This is a genomic window from Pantoea sp. ABR1s, from assembly GCF_057812235.1.
In genome coordinates, this window is the sequence record NZ_CM173823.1 from 1,511,308 (window position 1) to 1,533,572 (window position 22,265).

22 protein-coding genes and 1 tRNA gene are annotated in these 22,265 nt (G+C 54.8%); 12 read left to right on the forward strand and 11 right to left on the reverse strand.

Annotated features, from left to right (window positions below; all coding sequences use genetic code 11):
• Positions 1-27: 27 nt before the first annotated feature.
• From ACXKZD_RS06880 to ACXKZD_RS06895, 4 genes are all read right to left on the reverse strand, one after another.
• Entirely contained in the window at positions 28-1,050 is a 1,023-nt protein-coding gene (locus ACXKZD_RS06880; protein ID WP_033758332.1) for a type II toxin-antitoxin system HipA family toxin, read from the reverse strand.
• Complete coding sequence (locus ACXKZD_RS06885) at positions 1,047-1,358, reverse strand: HipA N-terminal domain-containing protein (RefSeq protein WP_033758331.1); 312 nt, start codon at positions 1,356-1,358, stop codon at positions 1,047-1,049. The genes ACXKZD_RS06880 and ACXKZD_RS06885 overlap by 4 nt, the downstream gene beginning before the upstream one ends.
• The gene (locus ACXKZD_RS06890) at positions 1,343-1,678 is read right to left on the reverse strand and encodes a helix-turn-helix domain-containing protein (protein ID WP_033788343.1); all 336 of its coding nucleotides are present in this window, start codon (positions 1,676-1,678) and stop codon (positions 1,343-1,345) included. Before ACXKZD_RS06890 ends, ACXKZD_RS06885 begins: the two co-directional genes overlap by 16 nt.
• Before the next feature lie 368 nt (positions 1,679-2,046).
• Positions 2,047-2,122, reverse strand: a tRNA-Asn gene (locus tag ACXKZD_RS06895).
• Positions 2,123-2,455: 333 nt separating this feature from the next.
• Here ACXKZD_RS06895 and ACXKZD_RS06900 point away from each other — a divergent pair.
• Entirely contained in the window at positions 2,456-3,577 is a 1,122-nt protein-coding gene (locus tag ACXKZD_RS06900) for a Gfo/Idh/MocA family protein (RefSeq protein WP_033758329.1), read from the forward strand.
• A 90-nt stretch (positions 3,578-3,667) separates the two neighbouring features.
• Here the strand turns inward: ACXKZD_RS06900 and ACXKZD_RS06905 are convergent, their stop codons facing one another.
• The 3 genes from ACXKZD_RS06905 to ACXKZD_RS06915 all read right to left on the reverse strand — a co-directional run bounded on the left by ACXKZD_RS06905 (position 3,668) and on the right by ACXKZD_RS06915 (position 6,609).
• Positions 3,668-4,498, reverse strand: coding sequence for a glycosyltransferase family 8 protein (locus ACXKZD_RS06905; RefSeq protein WP_033758327.1), 831 nt, complete (start codon positions 4,496-4,498; stop codon positions 3,668-3,670).
• 12 nt (positions 4,499-4,510) lie between these two features.
• Complete coding sequence (locus ACXKZD_RS06910; protein ID WP_033758324.1) at positions 4,511-5,893, reverse strand: D-arabinono-1,4-lactone oxidase; 1,383 nt, start codon at positions 5,891-5,893, stop codon at positions 4,511-4,513.
• A gap of 83 nt (positions 5,894-5,976) precedes the next feature.
• A complete protein-coding gene (locus ACXKZD_RS06915; RefSeq protein ID WP_010670932.1) occupies positions 5,977-6,609 on the reverse strand; it encodes a TetR/AcrR family transcriptional regulator in 633 nt (210 codons plus the stop codon).
• Positions 6,610-6,760: 151 nt separating this feature from the next.
• Here ACXKZD_RS06915 and ACXKZD_RS06920 point away from each other — a divergent pair, with 151 nt between their 5' ends.
• A complete protein-coding gene (locus ACXKZD_RS06920; protein WP_010247968.1) occupies positions 6,761-7,300 on the forward strand; it encodes a DUF2058 domain-containing protein in 540 nt (179 codons plus the stop codon).
• Between the two features lie 16 nt (positions 7,301-7,316).
• On the opposite strand, the gene ACXKZD_RS06925 is transcribed toward ACXKZD_RS06920, so the two are convergent.
• Positions 7,317-8,015, reverse strand: a complete 699-nt coding sequence (locus tag ACXKZD_RS06925; RefSeq protein WP_033758322.1) for an RluA family pseudouridine synthase — start codon at positions 8,013-8,015, stop codon at positions 7,317-7,319.
• On the opposite strand from ACXKZD_RS06925, the gene ACXKZD_RS06930 reads away from it, so the two are divergent.
• Together ACXKZD_RS06930 and ACXKZD_RS06935 are read left to right on the forward strand one after the other, a co-directional pair.
• Positions 8,005-8,307 (forward strand): hypothetical protein, encoded by a 303-nt coding sequence (locus ACXKZD_RS06930; protein WP_176442661.1) that lies wholly within the window; start codon positions 8,005-8,007, stop codon positions 8,305-8,307. The two genes, ACXKZD_RS06925 and ACXKZD_RS06930, sit on opposite strands and share 11 nt — an antisense overlap.
• Positions 8,308-8,423: 116 nt before the next feature.
• Positions 8,424-8,684 carry a hypothetical protein gene (locus tag ACXKZD_RS06935; protein WP_010247965.1) on the forward strand — a complete coding sequence of 87 codons (261 nt, stop codon included), beginning with the start codon at positions 8,424-8,426 and terminating at the stop codon, positions 8,682-8,684.
• Positions 8,685-9,115: 431 nt separating this feature from the next.
• Here the strand turns inward: ACXKZD_RS06935 and ACXKZD_RS06940 are convergent, their stop codons facing one another.
• Positions 9,116-11,038: a methyl-accepting chemotaxis protein gene (locus ACXKZD_RS06940; protein ID WP_324700769.1), complete on the reverse strand. Its 1,923-nt coding sequence runs from the start codon at positions 11,036-11,038 to the stop codon at positions 9,116-9,118.
• Positions 11,039-11,751: 713 nt separating this feature from the next.
• Between ACXKZD_RS06940 and ACXKZD_RS06945 the strand changes: the two genes are divergently transcribed.
• The 4 genes from ACXKZD_RS06945 to ACXKZD_RS06960 are packed head-to-tail and all read left to right on the forward strand — an operon-like array spanning position 11,752 to position 16,623.
• The gene (locus ACXKZD_RS06945; RefSeq protein ID WP_010247954.1) at positions 11,752-12,630 is read left to right on the forward strand and encodes an ABC transporter substrate-binding protein; all 879 of its coding nucleotides are present in this window, start codon (positions 11,752-11,754) and stop codon (positions 12,628-12,630) included.
• On the forward strand, positions 12,627-13,550 hold the full coding sequence (locus ACXKZD_RS06950; RefSeq protein WP_182500179.1) for an amino acid ABC transporter permease: 924 nt from the start codon (positions 12,627-12,629) through the stop codon (positions 13,548-13,550). The genes ACXKZD_RS06945 and ACXKZD_RS06950 overlap by 4 nt, the downstream gene beginning before the upstream one ends.
• Positions 13,543-14,304 (forward strand): amino acid ABC transporter ATP-binding protein, encoded by a 762-nt coding sequence (locus ACXKZD_RS06955; RefSeq protein ID WP_010670928.1) that lies wholly within the window; start codon positions 13,543-13,545, stop codon positions 14,302-14,304. Before ACXKZD_RS06950 ends, ACXKZD_RS06955 begins: the two co-directional genes overlap by 8 nt.
• A 33-nt stretch (positions 14,305-14,337) precedes the next feature.
• Complete coding sequence (locus ACXKZD_RS06960) at positions 14,338-16,623, forward strand: molybdopterin-dependent oxidoreductase (RefSeq protein WP_187505585.1); 2,286 nt, start codon at positions 14,338-14,340, stop codon at positions 16,621-16,623.
• Positions 16,624-16,628: 5 nt separating this feature from the next.
• Here ACXKZD_RS06960 and ACXKZD_RS06965 read toward each other — a convergent pair whose 3' ends face one another.
• Positions 16,629-17,939 carry an MmgE/PrpD family protein gene (locus ACXKZD_RS06965; RefSeq protein WP_010670926.1) on the reverse strand — a complete coding sequence of 437 codons (1,311 nt, stop codon included), beginning with the start codon at positions 17,937-17,939 and terminating at the stop codon, positions 16,629-16,631.
• Between the two features lie 79 nt (positions 17,940-18,018).
• The gene (locus ACXKZD_RS06970) at positions 18,019-18,564 is read right to left on the reverse strand and encodes an N-acetyltransferase (protein WP_033758314.1); all 546 of its coding nucleotides are present in this window, start codon (positions 18,562-18,564) and stop codon (positions 18,019-18,021) included.
• A 252-nt stretch (positions 18,565-18,816) separates the two neighbouring features.
• Here ACXKZD_RS06970 and ACXKZD_RS06975 point away from each other — a divergent pair, with 252 nt between their 5' ends.
• The 4 genes from ACXKZD_RS06975 to ACXKZD_RS06990 all read left to right on the forward strand — a co-directional run bounded on the left by ACXKZD_RS06975 (position 18,817) and on the right by ACXKZD_RS06990 (position 22,214).
• A complete protein-coding gene (locus ACXKZD_RS06975; protein WP_033772156.1) occupies positions 18,817-19,887 on the forward strand; it encodes an iron-containing alcohol dehydrogenase family protein in 1,071 nt (356 codons plus the stop codon).
• A gap of 47 nt (positions 19,888-19,934) precedes the next feature.
• Positions 19,935-21,248 carry an LLM class flavin-dependent oxidoreductase gene (locus ACXKZD_RS06980; RefSeq protein ID WP_033788362.1) on the forward strand — a complete coding sequence of 438 codons (1,314 nt, stop codon included), beginning with the start codon at positions 19,935-19,937 and terminating at the stop codon, positions 21,246-21,248.
• 184 nt (positions 21,249-21,432) lie between these two features.
• Positions 21,433-21,714, forward strand: coding sequence for a hypothetical protein (locus ACXKZD_RS06985; RefSeq protein ID WP_010247933.1), 282 nt, complete (start codon positions 21,433-21,435; stop codon positions 21,712-21,714).
• A gap of 98 nt (positions 21,715-21,812) precedes the next feature.
• On the forward strand, positions 21,813-22,214 hold the full coding sequence (locus ACXKZD_RS06990) for a cell envelope integrity TolA C-terminal domain-containing protein (RefSeq protein WP_010247930.1): 402 nt from the start codon (positions 21,813-21,815) through the stop codon (positions 22,212-22,214).
• Positions 22,215-22,265 lie beyond the last annotated feature (51 nt).

Consider the following 22,265-nt stretch of genomic DNA (forward strand, 5'->3'; position numbering starts at 1 on the left):
CCAGGCACAACAGGTTAATGGCATCATTTAAATTTCGGTCACTGCCAGTAACGTGATTCTTCGGGCCACGTAGGCAAGTACGGCTTCCCGCTGCGATTCAGGCATATGACTTTCATTATAAGTATCGATAATAAGCTGATGATGACTCACCACCTCGGAAAGCCATTTTCGTGCCAGTGTCGGATTAATATCCATACCCTGGGCAAGCAGGATAAAGTCTGCACCCAGATATTCTCCGTACTCTGAATTCATCCCCGGTGCGTTTCCTGCATCATTTTCTTCGCGTTCCAGCAGGGGCAAAGCTAAATACTCTCCAAACGCTGCAGGGTAGGGCACAACGCTGATAAAGTCATAAACCGGTGCCAGCCAGGGTGAACCCTGCGGAGGCAGGATAATCCCGATATTGCGCAGATGAAAATCATTGTTTCCCAGCACATAGGCATACACGATGCGCAAAAAGAGGTCACGTTTACTCTTTAAACTGCTGTTCACTCTGGTATTCAGGAATTTAGCGGCTTTCTCGTAACTGATGGCTTTATGATTATCAATCCTGCCATATTTATCGCCGAGACCCATCGCGCCATCCAGCTGTTCCTGATGTAATCTCGCGTTATCTGACGCTGTCCGGTCATACCTTTTAATGACAAACGCCAGTTCGCCTGGCCGATTTTCATCGTGTCTGAATGGCATCAGCCCGAACGGGGGGACGTCAAATTTCAGACGCTGCATAACGCACATAGTGGCATGCTCGTTTTCTGCCAGGTGTGGGTATTCTTCCGGAGAGGGTTTCAGGATATAGGTGCCATCATTGCTGACGACCACCAGTTCTCCCTTTGCCAGGCGAAGCGACAGTTTGGGTTGATAGCCTGAAATGCTCATGCCTTTCTGACGTTCAGGGAGTTCCTGAATAAACTGACTGCGCGTAAACGGCAGGCTAAGAGCCACATTCAGACTACCCAGCAGATGCCGGATGCCTTTTGTTGAGTAGCCGGTTTTTAGCTCAGATTCTTTAAGCCGTTTTAATGTGATCAGGCAGCGTTCTGAATTCATGATGTTATCTCTTTAAAGACGACTGCCCCAAGCAAATCGTTGCCATTTTCCATCAGTAAGCCGAACAGATCCTTATCATCAATTTTTTGAATTTCAGAATAGCGTTTTCGCAACCAGCCTTCCGGCGCTAAACCTTTAAAGAAGGGATGTAGCTCTTCACTTAAATAGGGCTCAGGTCTTACCGGCATGCTGAGAGATATCGCACAGCCGACATAAGTGGGCAGGTAGCAGAAAGTATAACCGCTTTGCCCTTCACTCAGTGTTCCTGCCAGCGTGTTGTAAAGCCACACCTCTATTTTTCGAGCCATACTTTTATACCCAGTTCTTTAAGCAAGGCGTGAAGATTTATTGCCTTTGCAGAAGATGGCTTAGCAATCAGTCGTTTAAATGTTGAGAGTGATACACCAATCTGAATCGCCATCTCTTCATAGGTGATGTTTTGTCGTTTGAGTTCATTGGCCAGTAATTGTGGCAGTGTCGGAAACGTTAGATCACTCAGCTCCGATCGGGTGTCCGGTTTGTCCGCTTCTGTTGTGGCTTCTCTACTCAAAGCGAACCCCGCCAATACCTTTTGCCGCTCTGACTCAGAAAGGCTTAGCAACGAAGATTTAATCTCATCAAGATTCATTTTTGACCTTTTCTGCATTCTCAGTACGTTTTTTGAAACGATATGGTCCGACTATAGTGCTAATAGGGTCATTTTTGAACCTATTAACGGCAGCATCTTCTCATCTTACCGCCAGAATGCGAAATATGCTGATGAAAGGTCATTTATGACACTTTAAGTCACTACTAATGCATTTGTTAAAGAGAGTATGAGATGTAGGGGTCAGAAATGAACCTTTAAGTGAGGGCGGAACCGAATGTGTAAGTATCAGGCAATAACGAAAAGAACCGGGGATTTGAAGAGGAAACAAACTTAGTAAGACGCAGAAATTTTTCAGAAGTATGAAAAGCAAAAAGCCCGCTTAGTTTCCTAAGCAGGCTTTTCAAATTTGGCTCCTCTGACTGGACTCGAACCAGTGACATACGGATTAACAGTCCGCCGTTCTACCGACTGAACTACAGAGGAATCGTTTGAACGGGGCGCATAGTAACGGCCACGCCGGGCCATGTCAAAGCTCTTTTTCATAAATTAGCGCGACTGCTGAAATAGTCGCCATTATGGCGTTTTAAGCACTGAAAGAGCGGCCTGTGCGGCTGACTCATCCGGCAAAACGGCACGTGTAAAACTGAGGTGTTTATGAGGTGTTATGGCGCTGTCTAGCCCTTGTCAGGCGGCCAGGCGCGTGATTTAACCGGATAGTTTTTTACGGGCGTCACAAAGTGTGGATTCTGGCTTTGTCAGCAATAAAAACGAAACGTAGATTCCATTTCAACCCTGAACTGAATCTCCGGAGTTGAAATGAACAAAGTCAGAATCGGCATGATTGGCAGCGGCTATATCGGACGCTGCCACGCGATTGCTTATGCGCAGGCCCCCACCGTATTTGCACTAAAAGGCAAAATCGTGCGGGAGATGCTGGCTGAAGTGAACCCGGAGCTGGCCGCCCGTCAGGCGGCGACCTTTGGTTTCGCGCGCTCGACGGGTGACTGGCGCGCGCTGGTCAGCGACCCGGCGATTGATGTCGTGGATATCTGCGCCCCCAACTTCCTGCATAAAGAGATGGCGCTGGAGGCGATACGCCATGGCAAACACGTTTATTCAGAAAAGCCGCTGTCATTAAGCGTGGCGGATGCGCAGGAGATGGTGGCGGCAGCCGATGCGGCCGGAGTCAAAACGCTGGTGGGCTTCAACTATATGAAAAACCCTACCAGCCAGCTGGCGAAAGAGATCATTGCCAATGGTGAGATAGGCGACGTGGTGCATTTCTACGGCACCCATAACGAGGATTATCTCGCCAGACCGGAAACGCCGCTCGACTGGCACTGTCAGAAAGCGCTGGCAGGTCTCGGTGCGCTGGGCGATCTGGCGGCGCATATCGTTAATATGGCGCACTACCTGGTGGGTGACATTGCTGAGGTCAGCGGCGACATGATGACGGTGATCGCCTCCCGGCCCGACCCGAAAGAGCCTGCGCGGCAGTTACCGGTCGAAAACGAAGATCAGGCCAGCGCGCTGCTGCGCTTCCATAACGGCGCGCACGGCGTGATTGAAACCTCACGCATCGCCTGTGGCGCAAAAATGGGCCTGACTTACGTTGTCACCGGCACTAAAGGCACACTGCGCTACACCCAGGAGCGCATGGCGGAGCTGGAGCTTTATCTGCATGACGAACCGGCCGGGCGTCAGGGATTTAAAACTATCCTGACCGGACCAGCGCACCCTGATTACGCGAACTTCTGTGTTTCTGCCGGACACGGCATCGGCTTTAACGACCAGAAAACGGTGGAGATTCGCGACCTGATCAACGGCATCGCGGCGGGCGATCGCATGTGGCCCGATTTTGCAGAGGGACTGCAGGTTCAGAAGGTGCTGGAAGCGATTGCTCACTCAGCAGTGCAACGCCGCTGGATTGAGGTATAGGGCAGAATCAGAGGGATAAAGGGTATTGCCGATGTGTTGATTAACACTGGCGGGCAGGGCGGGAAACGTTGGCTTCCCGCCCGCAGCCGATCAGATCAGACCGCTTTTTTCCCACCACAATTTATCCAGCGCATAAAAGCGATCGCGCTGACTCTCGGGCTGGCCAAGATCGCGTTTCCACGGTTTTGCCAGAATATAGTGCAGGTTCTTCACCTCTTCATCGTGCCAGAGACCGCTGTGCTGAAACGGCAGCGTTTTCAAGGCATTGTAGATGTAAGAGAGCGGCTTCCAGCGATCGGCAAACACTTCGTTCAGCAGATCCTGCTCGGAGAAGGGATAGTTACTGAGATCATCAATGGCGGCAATACGCTTTTCCAGTGCGTCGAACATCGCATTATCGGGCTTCAGCACCAGAAAACCGCCGTTCAGGTAAAGATCCACACTCTCTGGCGCCTTTTCACCGCGCGCCTGCCAGGTATAGTGGCACTGCTCAGGCTGCCACTCTGCCGGATAAGAGGCAATCTGGTTGGGATTACAGCGGCAGGCGTGACAGGCGGCGAGCGGGTTATCGCCCAGATCCAGGGTAAACAGCTCATCCATGTTTTGAAGGACCAGCATATCGGCATCCAGAAACACGACGCGCTCATAATCGGTGAGCTGCCAGGCGCGCAGCTTGGTCCAGACTTCGCCGAACTGCGCCGATGCGTAGTGCTGATCCAGATCGTCGCGCGGATAGAGGGGGTCGACCGGTTTAATGACACAGCCCTCATCCTGCAAAATCTGACAGTCAGACGCTGAAATCGCCGGCGTGGTCATCACCACCAGCGGCCACTGGCTGTGGCTCTGTTGCAGCGAACGGTGCAGCGCTTTCACGCCCACCAGATAATCGGGTTGAGTTAACAGCGTTACCCAGGCAAACATAGCTTTCCTCAATCAGTCAAAAAGTGGCGTGATGTAGTCGTTACCCAGTCGGCCATTTGGGTCGAGCTGGCTGCGCAGGGCGCGGAAGGTGTCCCACTGCGGATAGATCTCACGCCAGTTGTAGCGTTCTTCATCGTAATATTTGCCCCAGTGCGGGCGTCCGCCCTCTTCGGCCAGCAGTTTTTCCACTTCAGTCAGGAAGTGCAGGCCTTCCTGTGACAGCGAACCATCGTCGGCGTAATAGACCACGAAGCCGAAAAAGCAGGTTGGCTGGTCAGCGGCCGGACTGAGCCAGGCCGATGATGCACCGGTGCAGCGCAGGATAATCGGGTAGTGCATATGCGGACGGTTCTCGGCATACCACTGCTTGATGCGGCGAATGATGGCCGGGGTTTTTGCCAGCGGCACGCCGATTTCCACATTGATCTGCGGCACCGCAATGCCGCGGCAGAAGAGCTGGTAAATGTCACCGGTAACATCGGTGAAATCACGAAAACGGGTGACGGTGCGAAACTGTTTTCCCCCTTTGCCCTCAATCTGCGTATCGCGGTGCATATGCGCCAGCGTCTGGTCGATGGTGTCGTTGAGGCTTTCGTCAACATCGCCCTCATGTTCCACCACCTGACGACCCTGCGCTTCGTAGCGCTGACGCTCTTCGTCACTCGCCTCATGGGCGTTCCAGACGTGCATCAGGTTGTCATCGACAAACCACCAGGCTTTGCTCAGCGGATAGTCGTTGTTCCAGCGCAGCAGATCCTCTTCAAGGGTATCGGCAGAGACGGCATATTTGTGGCAGGTGAAGATGCTAAACGGCTGGGTACGCAGGGTTACCGCGGTAACAATGCCTAGTGCGCCCAGTGAGACCTGCGCTGCCGGGAAGTCAGCGTCGCCACGAACAAATTCGCGCACGCTGCCATCGGCCAGCACCATTTTGATTGCCAGCGCTTCGTCGGCAATCGAACTCTGCTGCAATCCCTGGCCGTGCGTTCCGGTCGCCATCGCGCCCGCCAGTGTCTGAATCGCAATCACGCCTGGCGATGAAGCCAGCATGCGGTTCATTTCGGTCAGGCTGCGATAGACCTGCTCAAGCGGGGTCGCGCCACCAAAGGTCACGCTCTGTTCATCACTGGCAAGCTGGCCGCTCAGGGCGCTGAGATCGAGCAGCACATCGTCATCACTGACATGCAGCATACGACCAGGCGACAGCTTGCTGCCGATCACCCGAATCTGGCCGTGTGACTCCCGAATAAGTCTCTGTAATTCCGCTTCACTGGCGGGACGCTGAACCTGGTGACGGCTGCCGATTTGCGCGTTCTGCGCCCAGTTCCACAGCGCATCATCATCGGGTTCAACATGGGTCTGACGAAGCGGATAGAGGCGTGCATCTCTGCTCACAACAGCATTCCTTATTATTGCATTTTAGTGACAAGTATCAGTAAGCGTAGACTATGGCTAAGCGCAGCCCGGCCTGCGGGCAATTATTTGCGGATATAGCGTAACGTTGCGGTTACAGCCAGCTGACGATTGCGGCGGATACTCTCTGCTTCGCTGTTGTCCGGGCTGAAAAGGGCGTTGAAGGTGTAGCGGTTTGAGACGTGATGAACGCAGATACTGCTGATCAGGCGATGGACATCGATGGTCTGCACATCGGCAGTGAACACGCCCTGTTGCTGACCGCGTGCCAGAATGTCATCCAGCAGATCCAGCGCGCTGCGGTTAAGGGCTTTAATCTGCGGCGACTGGGTAATGTAGCGCCCGCGCAACAGGTTCTCACTGCAGACCAGCCGGATAAAATCGGGATGCTCGACATGGTAATCAAAACTGGCTTCCACCAGGCGGGTCATGGCCAGTTCCGGCTCCATCGCCGCCAGGTTCAGGCCGGTTTCATGCTGACGTATCTGCTGATAAACCTGCTCCAGCACGTGGATATAAAGCTGCTCTTTACTGCCAAAGTGATAGACCACCATGCGTTTAGTGGTTTGCGCATGCTCAGCAATCTGCTCCATCCTGGCACCCTGCATACCAAACTCCGCGAAGGTTTTCAGTGCGCCTGCGATGATGCGTTTTTTCAGCCCTTCAGGGTCATTTTTACGTTTTGTTAGCTCTGACATGGTGCTCAATAAGGTGATTTTGACCGGGGAATGTTAGCACAGTGTTGAGAGGCTGCCCGCAATCGCGGGCGTGGCAGGTGCGGCAACCTGGTACAGCCCGGATGATTACAGGTATAATCCCGGACATTATTTCACGGGTTCAGAGACGACAATGACAAAACTCACCTTGCAAGAGCAGATGCTGAAAGCGGGATTAGTATCCAGCAAAAAAATGGACAAGGTTCAGCGGACAGCGAAGAAATCCAGGGTTCAGGCACGTGAAGCCAGAGCGGCGGTGGAAGATAACAAAAAAGCGCAGCTTGAGCGGGATAAGCAGCTGAACGAGCAGCAGAAGCTGGCTGTGCTGTCTAAAGAGTACAAAGCGCAGGTCAAACAGCTGATCGAAATGAACAAAATTGACGTGGCAAGAGGCAACATCAGCTTCAACTTCACCGACAATAACCTGATCAAAAAGATTATGGTGGATAAGCTGACGCAGACTCAGCTGATCAATGGGCGTCTCGCCATTGCCCGCCTGGCGGCTGACAATAATGGCGAGAGCCAGTACGCCATCATCCCGGCCAGCGTAGCGGATAAAATTGCGCAGCGTGATGCCAGTGCCATCGTATTAAACAGTGCATTAAGTGAAGAAGCACAGGACGAAGATGATCCTTATGCTGATTTCAAAGTGCCCGATGATTTGATGTGGTAACAGCGCGCTGACGCATTCAGAACGGGCTGTCGGCAGAGAGTTGCAGCGTGCTGCCGCTGACAGGATGAACAAACGTCAATCCGCTGGCGTGCAGCATCAGTCTCTCTGCCTGATCCGCGCCAGGCAACAAAAGCCCGCCGTAGAGATCACAGCCCAGAATCGGGTGCCCCAGCTGCTGACAGTGAATGCGCAGCTGATGGGTGCGCCCGGTTTCCGGCATCAGTTCAACCCGCGTGACCGGCAATCCCTTTCCCTTTTTTTCCTGATAATAACCGCGTTCTATGACCCGGTAGCGTGAGCGCGCAGGTTTCCCCTGGATCGGGCAAATCACCATCCGGGGAAACTGCGCCGGATCTTTCGCTATCGCGGCATCAATGACGCCTTCGTCATCGGCAAGGTGCCCGCACAGCAGCGCCTGATAAGCTTTACGCACGCTGCGCTGGCTGAATTGCTGGCAGAGTGCCGCATTAATCGTTTTGCTGCGTGCGACGACCATCAGCCCGGAGGTGCCAAAATCGAGCCGATGAACCAGCGCGCAGCCAGGAAAAAGCTTCACCAGCCGATGATGCACCGAATCGAGGTTTTGCGGATTTTTGCCTGACAGGCTCAGCAAACCGCTGGGTTTATTGATCACCAGCAGATGGTCGTCCTGAAAGAGAAGGGTTATCTCATCAAAGCATGGCGGGGCGATAAACGTATCGATAATGGCAGACATCGGGCAACCGGCAGGTAAATGGCAACGGATCATAACCGATTGGCCGGTCACTGACGATGCTGCGCGCAGCCATTATTCTTCGCTGATCGTTCCCCCGCTTTGCGTGAAGAGTGACTGGCCAGCCTGCTGCGTTTCAAATTTGCCATGGGCAGCAAAAACGGAGCAGACCGTCGCAGCCAGCAGCGTAAGGAGAATGGAAAGTTTCATGGTGACATCCCATCGTGAATTTAAAAGCAAGTCTGACAGGAAGGGCGGCAGAGACAAACAGAACAATCCGGAAAAAAAACATTAAGTACATTTGTTCAGCAAGTTGCGCGATTTTTAGTGATAAATTCGGGCAGTTCTCTCTTTTACGACTACAGTCTCTGGTGAGGTTGTCATCAATTCGTATCTAATGGAGGATTTTCTGTGTTATTTCAAAACGACGAGAAAGGCCACGTCATTATTGGCGAAGCGGCACTAAGCCTTGCCCTGGGTGAAAAAGAAATCAGTATCGCAACACTCTTTACCCAACTGGGTTATATGGCGAAATCTGAAAGCAACGCGGATCGGCTGACGAAAATCGCCGAAGCCAGAAGCTGGCTGAGTAGTTTTGAGTCACCGGCGATTGCTCAACAGCAGGTGCCGTACCTGCAGACGCTTGCAAGCCTGAACGAAGAGCTGAACTAGCAGTAACGGAACTGATGCCAATGGACGTAGTCCGGCTCCGGCCGGAAAACGACGAAGCGGATGACCTCATCGGTTGCGCGAAAGCGTAGACCGGCCGGAGAAGCTGTCAGGGACGACAACTCTCTCTCCATCGCTTTCTGTACAGACCGATCGCGATTCTTATCTACCCTCATTTCAAAGCCAGCCGGGATATAAACCGGAATCATCAGGCACGAGCCAGCTTGTTTCAGCTGTCGTGGCCGAAATATGACCTTCCCTCAGTTTCCGGATGCTCGCCTGACCCTGTCATTCCCGCGTTAACCGCTACGGCTTATTATCTTCTGATTAATCAGATCACTTATTTGTCTGAAGAGGGCTGTTATTTCAGCCAGCCTCAATCAATTAAGGCTGGCTCTATTTACGGTCAGACAGAATTAACGCTTCGCTAACCGTTAAAAGCTTTCCCAGCTTGAGTCTGCTGATGCATTAACGGGCACTGCGGGCACTAAACGCGGCGACAGGGCAGGTGCGCCCCGGCTGACGCTGCTTTGTCCGGGAGAGAGACGGAATACGGCCACTGTTTTTTCCAGTTCATCAGCCTGAGATTCCAGTGAGCTGGCTGCGGCGGAGGACTCTTCAACCAGCGCGGCGTTCTGTTGCGTCGTGGTATCCATCTCGGCCATTGCCGTGGCGATCTGAGAAATGCCGCGGTTTTGCTCGTCAGAGGCGGCAGCAATTTCACCCATAATATCTTTAACCTGACTGACAGAGCGGACGATGTCATCCATGGTGGTACCGGCGCGTTCCACAAACTCAGAACCATCATGAACCCGATCAAGTGACTCGCGTATCAGCGTTTCAATCTCTTTGGCGGCCAGTGAACTGCGCTGGGCCAGATTTCTGACTTCACCGGCAACTACCGCAAATCCGCGACCCTGCTCTCCGGCTCGTGCCGCTTCGACGGCGGCGTTAAGGGCCAGGATATTGGTCTGGAAGGAGATGCTGTTGATGACGTGAATGATCTCGCCGATTTTGCCCGAACTCTGGCTGATGTTGTTCATGGTTTCGATAACGTCACGGATAATCTCGCCACCACGTCCGGCATTCACTGACGCGTCTGTCGCCAGCTGACTCGCATGGTGAGCGTTCTCCGCATTCTGTTTCACCGTTGAAGAGAGCTCTTCCATGCTGGCCGCGGTCTGAACCACTGCGGCAGACTGCTGTTCTGTGCGGGATGAAAGATCGGTATTACCTGCCGCGATTTCCGCCGAGGCACGCGCCACGCTGCTGACGCCATCACGCACGTTGGAGATGATGTTCTGCAGGCTGATGTTCATTGCATCTACCGCCTGCATCAGCTGACCTAACTCATCACCACGTGTGGTTTTCAGTGAGGTTGTTAAATCACCGCTGGCAATACGTTGCGCTGCGTTCAGCGTCTCTTTCAATGGCAGCGTAATGTTGCGGGTGATCCGCCAGGCAATCAGCAGACTCAGCACAACACAAATCAGCGCGGCAAAAGCAATGCGCCACTCCGCCTGTTTGATAAATTCAGAGGATAGCTGGGACTGATAGGCAAAGGTATCGGAGACCACCGCATTGAGCCGCTCTGCGGTGGTGGTCAGGCCCGCCGATTCGCTCTTTTCTTTCTCTGTCGCATCGACATAGCGCGTTAAAGCCTGGCGTTGCTGCGTCAGAGTGCTGAGCACATTTCGCGTTACGTCATTAATATTCGGCTGGGCGAAAATATCCAGTTGCTCGCTCAGGGTGTTGATAGCGGTGTATTCTTCAAGAATCGCCTCTCTGCTGGCCTCAGACGGCTTATCGAGAAACGCTTTTTCAACATTGGCCGCATCAAACAGCGCTGCGGCCAGGTGCATGACCGGCAGCGCCGCATCGGGTGTCAGAGCCATATCGAGTGATTCAAACTGATGCGCAAGCGCAATCAGGGCACCCGGTTTAATGGCATCAAAGGCGCTGCTTGTCGCCTGCGCAGCCGTCACGAATGTCTGGCGCTGATTCTGATAATCGTTAAGTAACTGCCCCATCAGCGCGACTTTCTGCTGGCCCATCTCATCCCATTTGAATCCATCCAGCCGTTTATAAAGGGCATCTAACTCCTTCAGGGCCTGAACGTTCTGCGTGGCAAATTTGGGATCTTTGGTGTACTGGTAGAGGGTGCGGTTAAGGCGTGCCTTGCTTAACGTGTTTACCATCTCCACGGTAATCGTGCGCCGGGCGGAGTTGTCTTTAATACTGCGAAAACAATCGAAAGCGATAAAAGTAATGGCGAGGGAGGCAGCAATGACGACGATAAAACCGACGCCCAGTTTTTTCCCAATTTTAATATCGGAGATGCGTTGAGCAAGGCCCATAAGGTTCACCTTTAGTGAGATATCAGAAGCAGAGAAGAGGCTGTTAAATAATTCAAAGATAATCTTCTTATCGTCAGCGCCAGACTAATCTTTAATATTATTTATGCTTACTCAATGATCTGATTATTGAGGCTTTCATTATTCTCAAGGGAAACTATCTGCCTGCTAATCTTTGATTTACTTCGTGTAATGTATTGATAATTTTGATTAAAATTATGATTCCCGTGCCTGCTGCAGTCTTTACATTACCTGAATAAATAGTTATTGATTTTGATCAAATAAGTCCCGGATAAAAGAATCGGTCAGGCGCAGAGGGATGATTTTTCAATAAATACTTATCAATGAAATTATATTTTTATTAATCATCAGAGCCTGGCTGTGCCAATTAATTAACCGCAGTATGACGTTTTCTCGCCTCGCCAATCCTTACCAAACTGCTCATCTCTTCGGTCACAGGATGCCAGCGCCTGTTCAACAGCCTCGCAACGCGCGCCATTGCCATATTCCAGCAAAATATTCCCGGTTTTAGCATTTGTGATCGCCGCCGGTCTTCACTGAGAATGACAACAGAACGTTACGAGGATGATAAAAGCTCTGGAGCCCGCCGCTTATCTGGCTTTCTTTCAGCGCTGACAACAGGTCACGATCGCTTTTCCCTCTGGGGGAACATTTTAAATATCAGGAGAAAGGTTCCGGTGAAATTGATAAAAAGAATGACCCTTTTCACACTCGTGCTCAACGCATCCGTCAGCTTTGCGGCAGAACCCTCAGTGCCTGCTGACAGCAGCATACATGTTAAAGCCGATCCGGCGCTGAAAACGCTGATTCCTGCGGATATCCTCAAGCGTGGCTACATTGTGGCAGGAACAAACCCGAATACGCCGCCAACTACCTTTTATAAAGAAGATAATAAGACGCTGGCCGGTCGCGAAATCGACATCATGAATGCGGTGGGTGAACGTCTGGGTATCGCGGTAGAGTGGCGCGACACGGGCGGCTTCGACAACATCATTCCCGGTCTGAAAACCGGACGTTACGATGTGGCGCTGTCGAACATAAATGCCACACCGACCCGCCTGAAACAGATCGACTTTGTCGGCTACTACAACGCCAGCCTGCTGGGAATTATTTCCCGAAAAGACGCCAGTATCGCCCCGTTTAAATCACTCAGTGACGTCTGCGGCAAAGAGGTCGGCGCCGGTTCCGGTACCACCCAGGTTACGCGGCTGGAAGAAGCCAGTAAAGCCTGTGAGGCCGCAGGTAAGCAGCCCATCAAGGTAGCGATATTCCCGGATCGTCCGGCTGGCGTGCAGGCGGTGGTCAGCGGGCGCGTACCGCTGTTCCTGGGGCCTTATGAGGGGCTGCTGTGGCAGGTTAAGGTAATCAAACCGCTGACTATGAGCGGCGAAATCACCGTTAACGATGCACCGGTCTCTGTCGCTTTCCCGAAAGCCTCTCCGCTTGAACCTGCCGTGCAGGCCGCGCTGAACTCCTTAATCAAAGATGGCAGCTACCGGAAAATCCTCGATAACTGGGGAATCGGATTTGGTGCTGTGACCGAAGCCCGACGCAACGAAGAGATTTTTAAATGAGTGCGATTCAGAACCACACTGACGATCTGAAAATCGTCAGTAAACGCTACTACGGACGCTGGCTGAGTGCGCTGGTGGTGCTGTTGTGCGTGGTGGCGATGGCACATTCGATGATTAACAATCCGCGCTTTGAGTGGGGGATCATCGCAGAAAACTTCACTGCGCCCTCCATTCTGCAGGGGGTGTTAATGACGCTGCAGCTCACCGCCATTTCAGTGGTGCTGGGCTTTGCCTTCGGCACGGTGCTGGCGCTGATGCGTCTCTCATCAAACCCGGTTCTGGTTGCGGTGAGCTGGGCCTACACCTGGTTTTTCCGTGGTGTGCCGATGCTGGTGCAGTTGTTTCTCTGGTACAACATCGCGGCGCTCTATCCCAGAATAGCGCTGTCGATTCCCGGTTTAGGTGAGATCTGGAGTGCACAGTCCAACGCGCTGGTCAGCCCGTTTAGTGCGGCAGTGATCGCGCTGGTCATGCACCAGTCCGCCTATGCCGCAGAAATTGTGCGCGCGGGTATCCAGAGCGTGGGTAATGGGCAGATTGAAGCGGCACGCGCGCTTGGATATCGCCCGGCTCAGATTTTCCGTCATACCGTTTTACCGCAGGCGATGCGCGCCATTATGCCGCCAGCGGGTAACGAGATCATTGGCCAGTTGAAAACCACGGCAGTGGTGTCAGTGATTTCTCTGCAGGATGTGCTGTTTTCGGCGCAGATTATCTATCAGCGCACCTATGAAGTGATCCCGCTGCTGCTGGTCGCCACCCTGTGGTATCTGCTGATGACCTCAGTGCTGTCGGTGGGCCAGTATTACGTGGAGCGTTATTTTGGCCGCGGTGTCACGCGGCGTGAAAAGCGCAGCCTCTGGCCGTCGTTGCCGCGCTTTTCGCTGCCGAAAACACAAAGGAGTGTGAGCAATGGCTGAAGCAATTGCACTGCGCAGGGTCACTAAGCGCTTCTCTGGCGTAACCATCCTCGACGACGTTAACCTGGATATACCTGCCGGGTCGGTCACGGTGATTCTGGGGCCATCCGGCTCCGGTAAATCCACGCTGCTGCGCTGCATTAATCACCTTGAGAAGCTGGATGGTGGCACCATCCGTATCGGCGGCCAGATGGTGGGATACCGACAAAAAGGCCAGGCGCTGCACGAACTCAACAGCAGTGCCATTGCACGCCAGCGGGCGGAAATCGGCATGGTGTTTCAGCAATTTAACCTGTTCCCGCACCGTACCGTGCTGCAGAACATCACGGATGCGCCGATGCGGGTGAAAAAGCAGAGTCGCCATCAGGCGACCAGCAAAGCACTGGCGCTGCTGAAACAGGTGGGGCTGTCTGGTCGCGAAGATGAGTGGCCGCAAAACCTTTCCGGTGGTCAGCAGCAGCGCGTTGCGATTGCCCGCGCACTGGCGATGGATCCTGGCGTTATGCTGTTTGATGAACCGACCTCGGCGCTTGACCCGGAACTGGTGGGTGAAGTGCTGCAGGTCATTAAACAGCTGGCGCATTCCGGTATCACCATGGTGGTTGTCACCCATGAAATCGGATTTGCCCGCGAGGTCGCCGATAACATCGTCTTTATGGAGAGCGGCAAAATTGTGGCGGCTGGCCCGACGCAGCAGGTACTTGACGATCCAGACAACGGACGCGTCAGAAACTTTATCGCAACGGTGCTCTGAGCACCGTTTCTTTTGTGATAACCAGGAAGCAGGATGACGCAAAAACCGGTAATGCACAGCGCCCACTGGGGCGCTTTTCACGCTGAGCGCAGCGGCGATCAACTGCTTATTGAGCCGTTCGGGGGCGATCCCGACCCCAGTCCGCTGTTGCAAAACTTCCGTCATGCACTTAATCACCCGGCACGCGTCGCACGGCCAATGATACGGCGTGGCTGGCTGGAAAACGGGCCTGGCCCGGATCGGCGTCGTGGGGCAGATGAATATGTCGCGGTTAGCTGGGAGGAAGCCAGTCATCGGGTTGCACAGGAGCTTAAGCGGGTCGGTGAGGCTTACGGCCCGGCGGGGATTTTTGGCGGATCTTACGGCTGGTCAAGCGCAGGCCGTTTCCATCACGCCCAAAGTCAGGTGCACCGTTTCCTGAACACCACGCTGGGCGGTTATGTTCGCTCAGTTAACAGCTACAGCTCCGGCGCGGCATCGGTATTGCTGCCGCATATTGTGGGCGACATGAATGAAGTCGCCCGGCGTGGCGTGAGCTGGGAAGAGATTGCCGGTCACAGCGAGGTGGTGCTGGCGTTTGGCGGGCTGGCGCTGAAAAATGCCCAGGTGGCCAGCGGCGGCCTGAGTGAGCATACCGAGCGCGGTTTTATGCAGCGTGCGGCACAGCGCGGCACCCGTTTTATCTCGGTAAGCCCACTGAAAAGCGATTTGCCAGAGGAAGCACAGGGTGAGTGGCTGGCGCTGCGACCCGGAACGGATGCGGCGTTTATACTCGGCCTGCTGGCGGTATTAATCACCGAAGGGTTAACCGATGAGGCATTTCTGGCGCGCTACTGTGTCGGCTGGCCTCAGATGGTGGCCTACATCCGGGGTGAAGAGGATGGCGTGGTGCGTGACGCGCCCTGGGCGGCCGCGATCTGTGGCGTCAGCAGCGACCTGATCAGGCAATTCGCCCGACAGCTGCACGGCAAGCGCGTACTGGTTACGGTCGCCCATGCCTTACAACGCGCCGAGCATGGCGAACAACCGGTCTGGCTTGGCCTGGTGCTGGCGGCGGCACTCGGACAGCCCGGGCTGCCCGGCGGCGGCTATACCTATGCACTGGGTGCGCTGGGCCATTATGGCAAACATCACAATCTGGTCAGCTTTCCGTCCCTGCCGCAGGGCAAAAATGGCATCGACCGCTTTATTCCGGTAGCCCGTATTGCCGATATGCTGCTCAATCCCGGCACCAGGTTTGACTACAATGGCCGTCAGCTTACTTATCCTCATATCCGGCTGGCTTACTGGGCGGGCGGCAATCCGTTTCACCACCATCAGGATCTGGCCCGGCTGCGTCAGGCGTTTTGCCAGCTGGATACGTTCATCGTGCATGAGAGCGTCTGGACCGCCAGTGCGCGTCATGCTGATATCGTTCTGCCCGCCACCATGACCCTGGAGCGTGAGGATATCGGCGGTGCGCCGACCGATCGCCATTTAATCGCCATGCAGCCAGTGGCACAGCCTTACGCCGAAGCCAGGGACGATTACACGATTTTCCGTGAGCTGGCCAGGCAACTTGGCCGGGAAGAAGCGTTTAGCGAAGGGCGCGATGCGCGAGGCTGGTTGCAGCATCTTTACCATCAGCTACAGGAAAAACTGGCGGCGCATCAGGTGCAGACACCGGATTTCAATCAGTTCTGGCAGCAGGGCATCCTGGCGTTGCCGCAGGTGAAGGATGGTGGACGGATGATCAATGCGTTTCGCGCTGACCCTGACGCCGCACCGCTGCCCACAGCAGGCGGCAAAATTGAGATCTTCTCCGCCACTATCGCCAGCTTTGGTTATGACAACTGTCCCGGCCATCCGGTATGGCGTGAACCCCAGCAAAAACCCAGCGCCGACTACCCATTCTGGCTGATTGCCAATCAGCCCGCGACGCGCCTGCACAGTCAGCTCGATTTTGGTGATTTCAGTCAGAGTGGCAAGCGTGGCGGGCGCGAAGTCTGTAGCCTCAACAGCGAGGATGCCGCAGCCCGGGCTATCGCGGATGGCGACATCATTGAGCTTTATAACGATCGGGGCCATGTGCTCGCCAGCGCACGTCTCACCGACACGGTTATGCCTGGCGTGGTACAGCTGCCAACCGGTGCCTGGTACGATCCGGTCGACGCCACTGCCGCCCGTCCGCTTTGTCGTCACGGTAATCCCAATGTGCTGACGCTGGATATCGGGACGTCATCTCTGGCACAGGGATGTAGCGGGCAGATTACGGTGGTGCAGGTACGTAAATTTGCCGGGGAAGTCACGCCGGTGCAGGCCTTTATTCCCCCGTTATGAGTCGGTTACAGGGCGCTCAGCACTGCGCGGCCCAGCGCCTGCAAATCTGCCGTTGAACGCAGCTCACTGGCTGCCAGCAGATCGGGCGACGACGCCTTCAGCGCCAGCTGCAGTTTCCTGTTTACATCCACACTCTCTGCCAGTGACTGCTGGCGCGTGCGGCGCTGATGCAGCTTTGTGCTATCACTCAGCGTCAGCGTGACGTCATGGAAGCGCAGGGCGGGATTAATCGCATCGGGCGGCGCGCTGTTATCGGGAGTACGACGGACGCGGGCGGCCAGTGGCATAATCTGATGATTGAGATCGCCTTCGGCGAAATCCTGCAAACGCAGATCGCCGTAGATCAGCATCGCAGCAATCACATATTCCAGGCTGAAACGCGCTTCAATGCCGTGCGTCGGAACGGATATGGAAGCGGCGATGTCACCGCCTGGCGGGAAGGCGACGGTGATATCGACAATCTGGCTCAGCAGCGCATCAAGAGGTTTGCCGGCTGCCAGCCACTGCTGGCGCAGCATTTGTGCCGCTTCCGCTGCGCTGTGGGTGCCTGCGCAGGTTGGGAAAGGTTTGAACTCCAGTCCGGGCGCGCTAATCCGCCAGGGGCGGCCCCAGTTTTCCAGCAATTTCTCCGGCTGCGCCTGACCCGAACTGCTGGCTGCCAGAAAAGCCTCAATCACACCCGCCTGACGGCCATCTATTCCGGCCAGTGTCAGCAGAGCCGCTGACACCGCACGTTCGGCGGCAAAACCAGCGTGCAGTGGTTTCACCGCCGAACCAAACTGCGCGCGTAGCCCGCTGGCCTGGGTGGCAGCGATCCCCAGCAGGGTCGCGGTTGCATCACTCTCCAGCGCCAGCAAACGCGCCAGTGCCGCCGCCGCTGCCAGGGTGCCCAGCGTTGCCGTGTTGTGATAGCCCAGCGCGTAATGTTGCTGGCTGACAGCCAGTCCCAGACGACCAGCCATTTCCACACCTGTGACGTAAGCATCCAGAAAACGGTTCAGGCGCTTTGGCTGATATTGCTGCCAGGCGAGCAGGGCGGGCAGGATCACTACGCTGGGGTGACCGCGAAAATCGGCATGAAAATCATCGTAGTCCAGCGCATGTCCGGCATAGCCCAGCAGCAGCGCCTGCGAGCGCACGCTGCCGTCGCGGTAGATTGTGCGCAGTGCCGGTAAGCCGCTATCCGGCACCTCGCCCTGTAACACCGGCCAGCTCACCGCCAGGAAGTCCCGCACACCTTCACGCGCGTGCTGGTGCGCTGACTCATCCGGCTGACCATAAAGGATATGTTCAGCCAGCATTACGCTCAGGTTCATTGCGGTCGCTCCGGAAAACGGTGTAGTTCGTGGCGAAACGCGATCGGCTGTTCGCCCAGTGATGCGGGATTATCGCTGCTCATAGCGGGTTTCCTTCTGCTGCTGTCTGGCGGCTCAGCCAGGCATCATGTGCCGCCGGGTCCAGTACTTTTTTCATATAGAGGGTGATGTGACCTTTACCGAGATCGCGGGTATGCATCGGCTGGAAGCCACGTTTCAGATACATCTCTTTCAGCCAGGGGTGATGGGTGGCGGTGCCCAGCGAGACCGCAGGGGCATGCAACTGATCGATCAGGATTTCCTGCTCTAACCGATCCTGAACCTGGCGACCAAAATGGTGGCCGGGATAGTCGGGATGCGCGCCAAACCAGCCGATATGCGGCAGCCCAAACGGGCCGGGCAGCGGCCCCCAGGGATAGCGAACGGTCACTGATGAAACCATCTGGTCACGCATGTAGAGCGCATACACGCCATGATTCTGCAGATGGCGTAATGCTGTAGCGCGGTCAGCCGTGGCGGCATCAAATTTAATGCCCAGTGCTTTAACGGGTGCATAGGCGGCATGCATCAGCGCCAGATAAACATCTACCTCATCTTCTCTGACCTGACGAAAATCGAGTTGCATAATATTTCCCGGAAAACTGCCAGGCAGGCAGTTAATTCATTCAGCCAGAATGAGAGATTAACAGTAAAAGCCGGGTCGCTATGTGTGAAAAATAACTAACCTAATGCGGATTTGTGAATATGAAATGGCCGGTTTTTGATTGCTTAAATTGTTATTTGTCGTAGTATTCAGAAAAGAAATTAAATTCCATGAAGCGCTATTAACTCACTGTAATAAAAGTCTTTTTCTATTTTATATAATCAGGATGCTGCTGTGTTAGCCATTACATCTCCGCGAGCCTATGCGCATGAGGCGGGCCTGCGCATCCGCGCCGGTCAGTTTATTAAACCCTATGCCACCCATATTCGTATTTTTACCTCTCCTCAGGCGTGGCAGGCGGTTAATCCGGAATTAAGCCAGAGTCTTGAAGAGAATGGCATCCGCTGGCAGCTCGACTATTTAGAGGGCGAATGTACAGAACAGGCCATCGCCAGCTTAAAACACCATACCGAACAGCAGGGCGCAGAACTGCTGCTGGCGATTGGGGGCGGACGCGTGCTGGATGCGGCTAAAGCCGCTGCCAGCCAGTTGCCGGCGGTCACACTGGTTAACTTTGCGACCCAGGCGGCAACCTGCGCGGCCTGGTCACCGATTGCCATCATCTATAACGAGCAAGGCGGCCATCTGCACAGCCAGCCGCTGGGGAAAATGCCGGAGCTGGTGCTGGTGGACAGTGAAGTGATCGCCCGGAGCGATGTGCGCTACCTGAAAGCGGGTATTGTGGATGCGCTGGCCAAATATTATGAATTCCGGCCTTATCAGCAGCACAACCCTGATGATCTGGCTTTGGATCTTAAGGTGATGACCGCGCGGCAGGCGCTGGACACTTTTCGGCAGCAGGGAGACGCCGCGATCCTGGCCTGCCAGCAGCAGCGGGTCACGCCTGAACTGGTCAGAGTCATTGATGCCACTATCGTGCTCGCCGGGCTGGCGAATAGTGTGCGCGACCTGCTGCCGACGCCGGGCTTTGCGCACGCCATTCACAATCGACTGACGCACCTGCCGGAGCTGCATCACTGGCTGCACGGTGAGAAAGTCGGCTTCAGCCTGCTGGTGCAGTCGCTGATGGAACATGACGGTGTCGCGGATGCAGAACTCCTTGCGCTGCTGCGTCACTACGATATGCCGCTGAAGCTGCCGGTGTTACGCGGCGATCGCCATAGCGCGCTGCGCAACCTCGCGCAGCAGATTAAATTCCCCCAGGCCTGCGCAGAACGGCTGCCGTTTAGCGTCTCCGCCCGCGCGCTGGAGCAGGCGCTGCTGGCGACGGACACCCTTTTTTAAGCGCGCGCTGCGGCGCGCCTTTACACCTTACAGACCAGGAATCGTTCATGAATCATTTCACTCCATCACGTCGCCTGCGGCTCGGCCTGTTTGTTCAACCGGTGGGTCAGCACGTGAGCGGCTGGCGTCTGACGGAACAGCTGGGCGATCCCACTGACATCGACTGGCTGATCACGCTGGCTAAAAAAGCCGAAGCGGGTAAGTTCGACCTGTTCTTTGTGGGTGATGCACTGGCAACCAGCATGTATCGTCTGCCGTCGACCATGGCACGCCTTGAACCGCTGACGATGCTGGCGGCGCTGGCGGTCCACACCAGACGTATTGGCCTGGCCGCAACCGCCTCTACCACCTTCAGCGATCCCTTTACGCTGGCGCGCAGTTTCTCGTCACTGGATCACATCAGCCGTGGCCGGGCCGCGTGGAACGTCGTGACCTCGTTTTCCACTGACGTTGCACGTAACTTCAGCCGCAGCGATATGCCCGACCACGCTTCCCGCTATGCCCGTGCGCGGGAGTTCCTTGAGGTGGCAGACAAATTGTGGCGGGGTTGGGAAGCGGGGGCAGTACAGCCCGACAAAGCGACCGGGGACTATTTTGTTGATGAGAAGATCAAACCGATCAACCATCAGGGCGAGCATTTTCAGGTACAAGGCCCCCTGAACATCACGCGTTCGCCACAGGGACGTCCGGTGATTATCGAAGCAGGTTCTTCTGCTGATGGTCAGAAGCTGGCGGCTGAGACAGCGGAAGTGATCTTTACCGCCTCCGCCAGTCTGGAGGAAGCGCAAGCGTTCTATCGCACTCAAAAGGAGCAGGTCATTGCCGCCGGGCGTAACCCGGATCATGTCGTGATCATGCCCGGTGTCATGCCGATTATTGGCCGCACGCGTGAGGAGGCGAAGGCGCTGTGGAAAAAGCTGAATACGCTGGTGGATATTGAGAACGGGCTTCGTCAGCTCTCACTGCGGTTCAGTATGGATCTCAGCCAATATCCACTGGATGGCCCGGTACCGGAGGTTCCGCTGGGCGAAGGTAATCAGAGCCGCGTTAAGCTGATGACCGATATGGCAAAGCGCGAGAATCTGACGCTGCGTGAGCTGGCCGCCGTCGCCGCCGGTTCACGCGGACACCGCGTGATTGTCGGTACCGCTGAAGATATCGCCGACGACTTCCAGCAGTGGCTGGAGCAGGGCGGGGCGGACGGCTTTAACATCATGCCAGCCATTATGCCGGAACAGCTGGATCTGTTTGTGGAGCTGGTGATCCCGGAACTGCGTCGTCGCGGACTGTTTCGCGATGAGTATGAGTTTGCTACGCTGCGGGAGAATCTGGGGCTTAAAGTGATAACCGAAGAGAGTTAACAGCCACGGTCATCACGGGAAATATTACCGCAATACTGCATGCAGTTTGCTGGAAAAGGAGATGCGGTTAACTCAGCAGGGAGGCTGGAGCCTGTATTGTGCCGCACTATTTTCCAAAAGCGTTCTGCAAACCCATTCATACCCGATATAGTGCAAATCTATCCCCGGGATGTGAGATCGCTGAATGTCAGAATACAGGTTCTATACCAAAGGCAAATACACTGTTGCACTTGAAAGATCGGACGTAACACGAGCTTTCGATCTGACAGAGCAGGGTTATAAAAAACAGTTCGAGGAAGTTCGTGCCTCAGATGAAAAACAGGCACTCGCACGCTTCGCGGATATCCGCAGGGACAAACGCATCGACCAGCACAACTTTCTGGCGGGCGCGGCCACGATGCCCCTGATTGGCGTATTAACAGCGATTGCTTTCTCTCTCTTCTGGCGAAAAAAAACGGGAAAATAACCCTGTGTTGATTCACTTTGCAGGGGTTTAGCTTAGCCTGATATCAGAATAACCAGGGAGCAGGACGCCGTTCCCTTTTCACCTAAAAGGACTTATCCATGAAAAAGATCATTCCCATTTTCTGCTGTGCCCTGTTAGCCGGTTGTGCGCCTCTCACTCCACACGAATGCATTAAAAAAAGCGCACTCGAAACCTGCAGCTATAACCGTTCAGGAAAAGTCGGGGACAACGATATCTATGGTCAGCAGGCATCTGGCATAAAAAAAGCGCTGGATGCTGCACTATCAGAGCCGCACGCCTGGAAGGGGAAACGCTGTAATGCCCATCTGGATTTCAAAATTGATGGCACCCTGGATAATTTTATTATCAAAGGGGGCGATAAAGATTATTGCAACGCGCTCAAAGTGGCGGCAAAACGCGCCAGATTTCCGGCTTTCACCGACCAGCATGTTTTCGATGTGATGGGATCAGCGCGCTGGAATATGGAAGGACAGCCCTGACACGCATCCTGCCCGTTAAATCAGCCCTCAGACAGCCCGCAATCGCGGGCT

What these genes read in the sequence shown, in the direction of transcription:
- ACXKZD_RS06880 (WP_033758332.1), bottom strand. Translation starts at nt 1,050, where the DNA reads ATGAATTCAGAACGCTGCCTGATCACATTAAAACGGCTTAAAGAATCT.
- ACXKZD_RS06885 (WP_033758331.1), bottom strand. Translation starts at nt 1,358, where the DNA reads ATGGCTCGAAAAATAGAGGTGTGGCTTTACAACACGCTGGCAGGAACA.
- ACXKZD_RS06890 (WP_033788343.1), bottom strand. Translation starts at nt 1,678, where the DNA reads ATGAATCTTGATGAGATTAAATCTTCGTTGCTAAGCCTTTCTGAGTCA.
- ACXKZD_RS06900 (WP_033758329.1), top strand. Translation starts at nt 2,456, where the DNA reads ATGAACAAAGTCAGAATCGGCATGATTGGCAGCGGCTATATCGGACGC.
- ACXKZD_RS06905 (WP_033758327.1), bottom strand. Translation starts at nt 4,498, where the DNA reads ATGTTTGCCTGGGTAACGCTGTTAACTCAACCCGATTATCTGGTGGGC.
- ACXKZD_RS06915 (WP_010670932.1), bottom strand. Translation starts at nt 6,609, where the DNA reads ATGTCAGAGCTAACAAAACGTAAAAATGACCCTGAAGGGCTGAAAAAA.
- ACXKZD_RS06920 (WP_010247968.1), top strand. Translation starts at nt 6,761, where the DNA reads ATGACAAAACTCACCTTGCAAGAGCAGATGCTGAAAGCGGGATTAGTA.
- ACXKZD_RS06930 (WP_176442661.1), top strand. Translation starts at nt 8,005, where the DNA reads ATGGCAGACATCGGGCAACCGGCAGGTAAATGGCAACGGATCATAACC.
- ACXKZD_RS06925 (WP_033758322.1), bottom strand. Translation starts at nt 8,015, where the DNA reads ATGTCTGCCATTATCGATACGTTTATCGCCCCGCCATGCTTTGATGAG.
- ACXKZD_RS06940 (WP_324700769.1), bottom strand. Translation starts at nt 11,038, where the DNA reads ATGGGCCTTGCTCAACGCATCTCCGATATTAAAATTGGGAAAAAACTG.
- ACXKZD_RS06945 (WP_010247954.1), top strand. Translation starts at nt 11,752, where the DNA reads ATGACCCTTTTCACACTCGTGCTCAACGCATCCGTCAGCTTTGCGGCA.
- ACXKZD_RS06950 (WP_182500179.1), top strand. Translation starts at nt 12,627, where the DNA reads ATGAGTGCGATTCAGAACCACACTGACGATCTGAAAATCGTCAGTAAA.
- ACXKZD_RS06955 (WP_010670928.1), top strand. Translation starts at nt 13,543, where the DNA reads ATGGCTGAAGCAATTGCACTGCGCAGGGTCACTAAGCGCTTCTCTGGC.
- ACXKZD_RS06960 (WP_187505585.1), top strand. Translation starts at nt 14,338, where the DNA reads ATGACGCAAAAACCGGTAATGCACAGCGCCCACTGGGGCGCTTTTCAC.
- ACXKZD_RS06965 (WP_010670926.1), bottom strand. Translation starts at nt 17,939, where the DNA reads ATGAACCTGAGCGTAATGCTGGCTGAACATATCCTTTATGGTCAGCCG.
- ACXKZD_RS06970 (WP_033758314.1), bottom strand. Translation starts at nt 18,564, where the DNA reads ATGCAACTCGATTTTCGTCAGGTCAGAGAAGATGAGGTAGATGTTTAT.
- ACXKZD_RS06980 (WP_033788362.1), top strand. Translation starts at nt 19,935, where the DNA reads ATGAATCATTTCACTCCATCACGTCGCCTGCGGCTCGGCCTGTTTGTT.
- ACXKZD_RS06985 (WP_010247933.1), top strand. Translation starts at nt 21,433, where the DNA reads ATGTCAGAATACAGGTTCTATACCAAAGGCAAATACACTGTTGCACTT.
- ACXKZD_RS06990 (WP_010247930.1), top strand. Translation starts at nt 21,813, where the DNA reads ATGAAAAAGATCATTCCCATTTTCTGCTGTGCCCTGTTAGCCGGTTGT.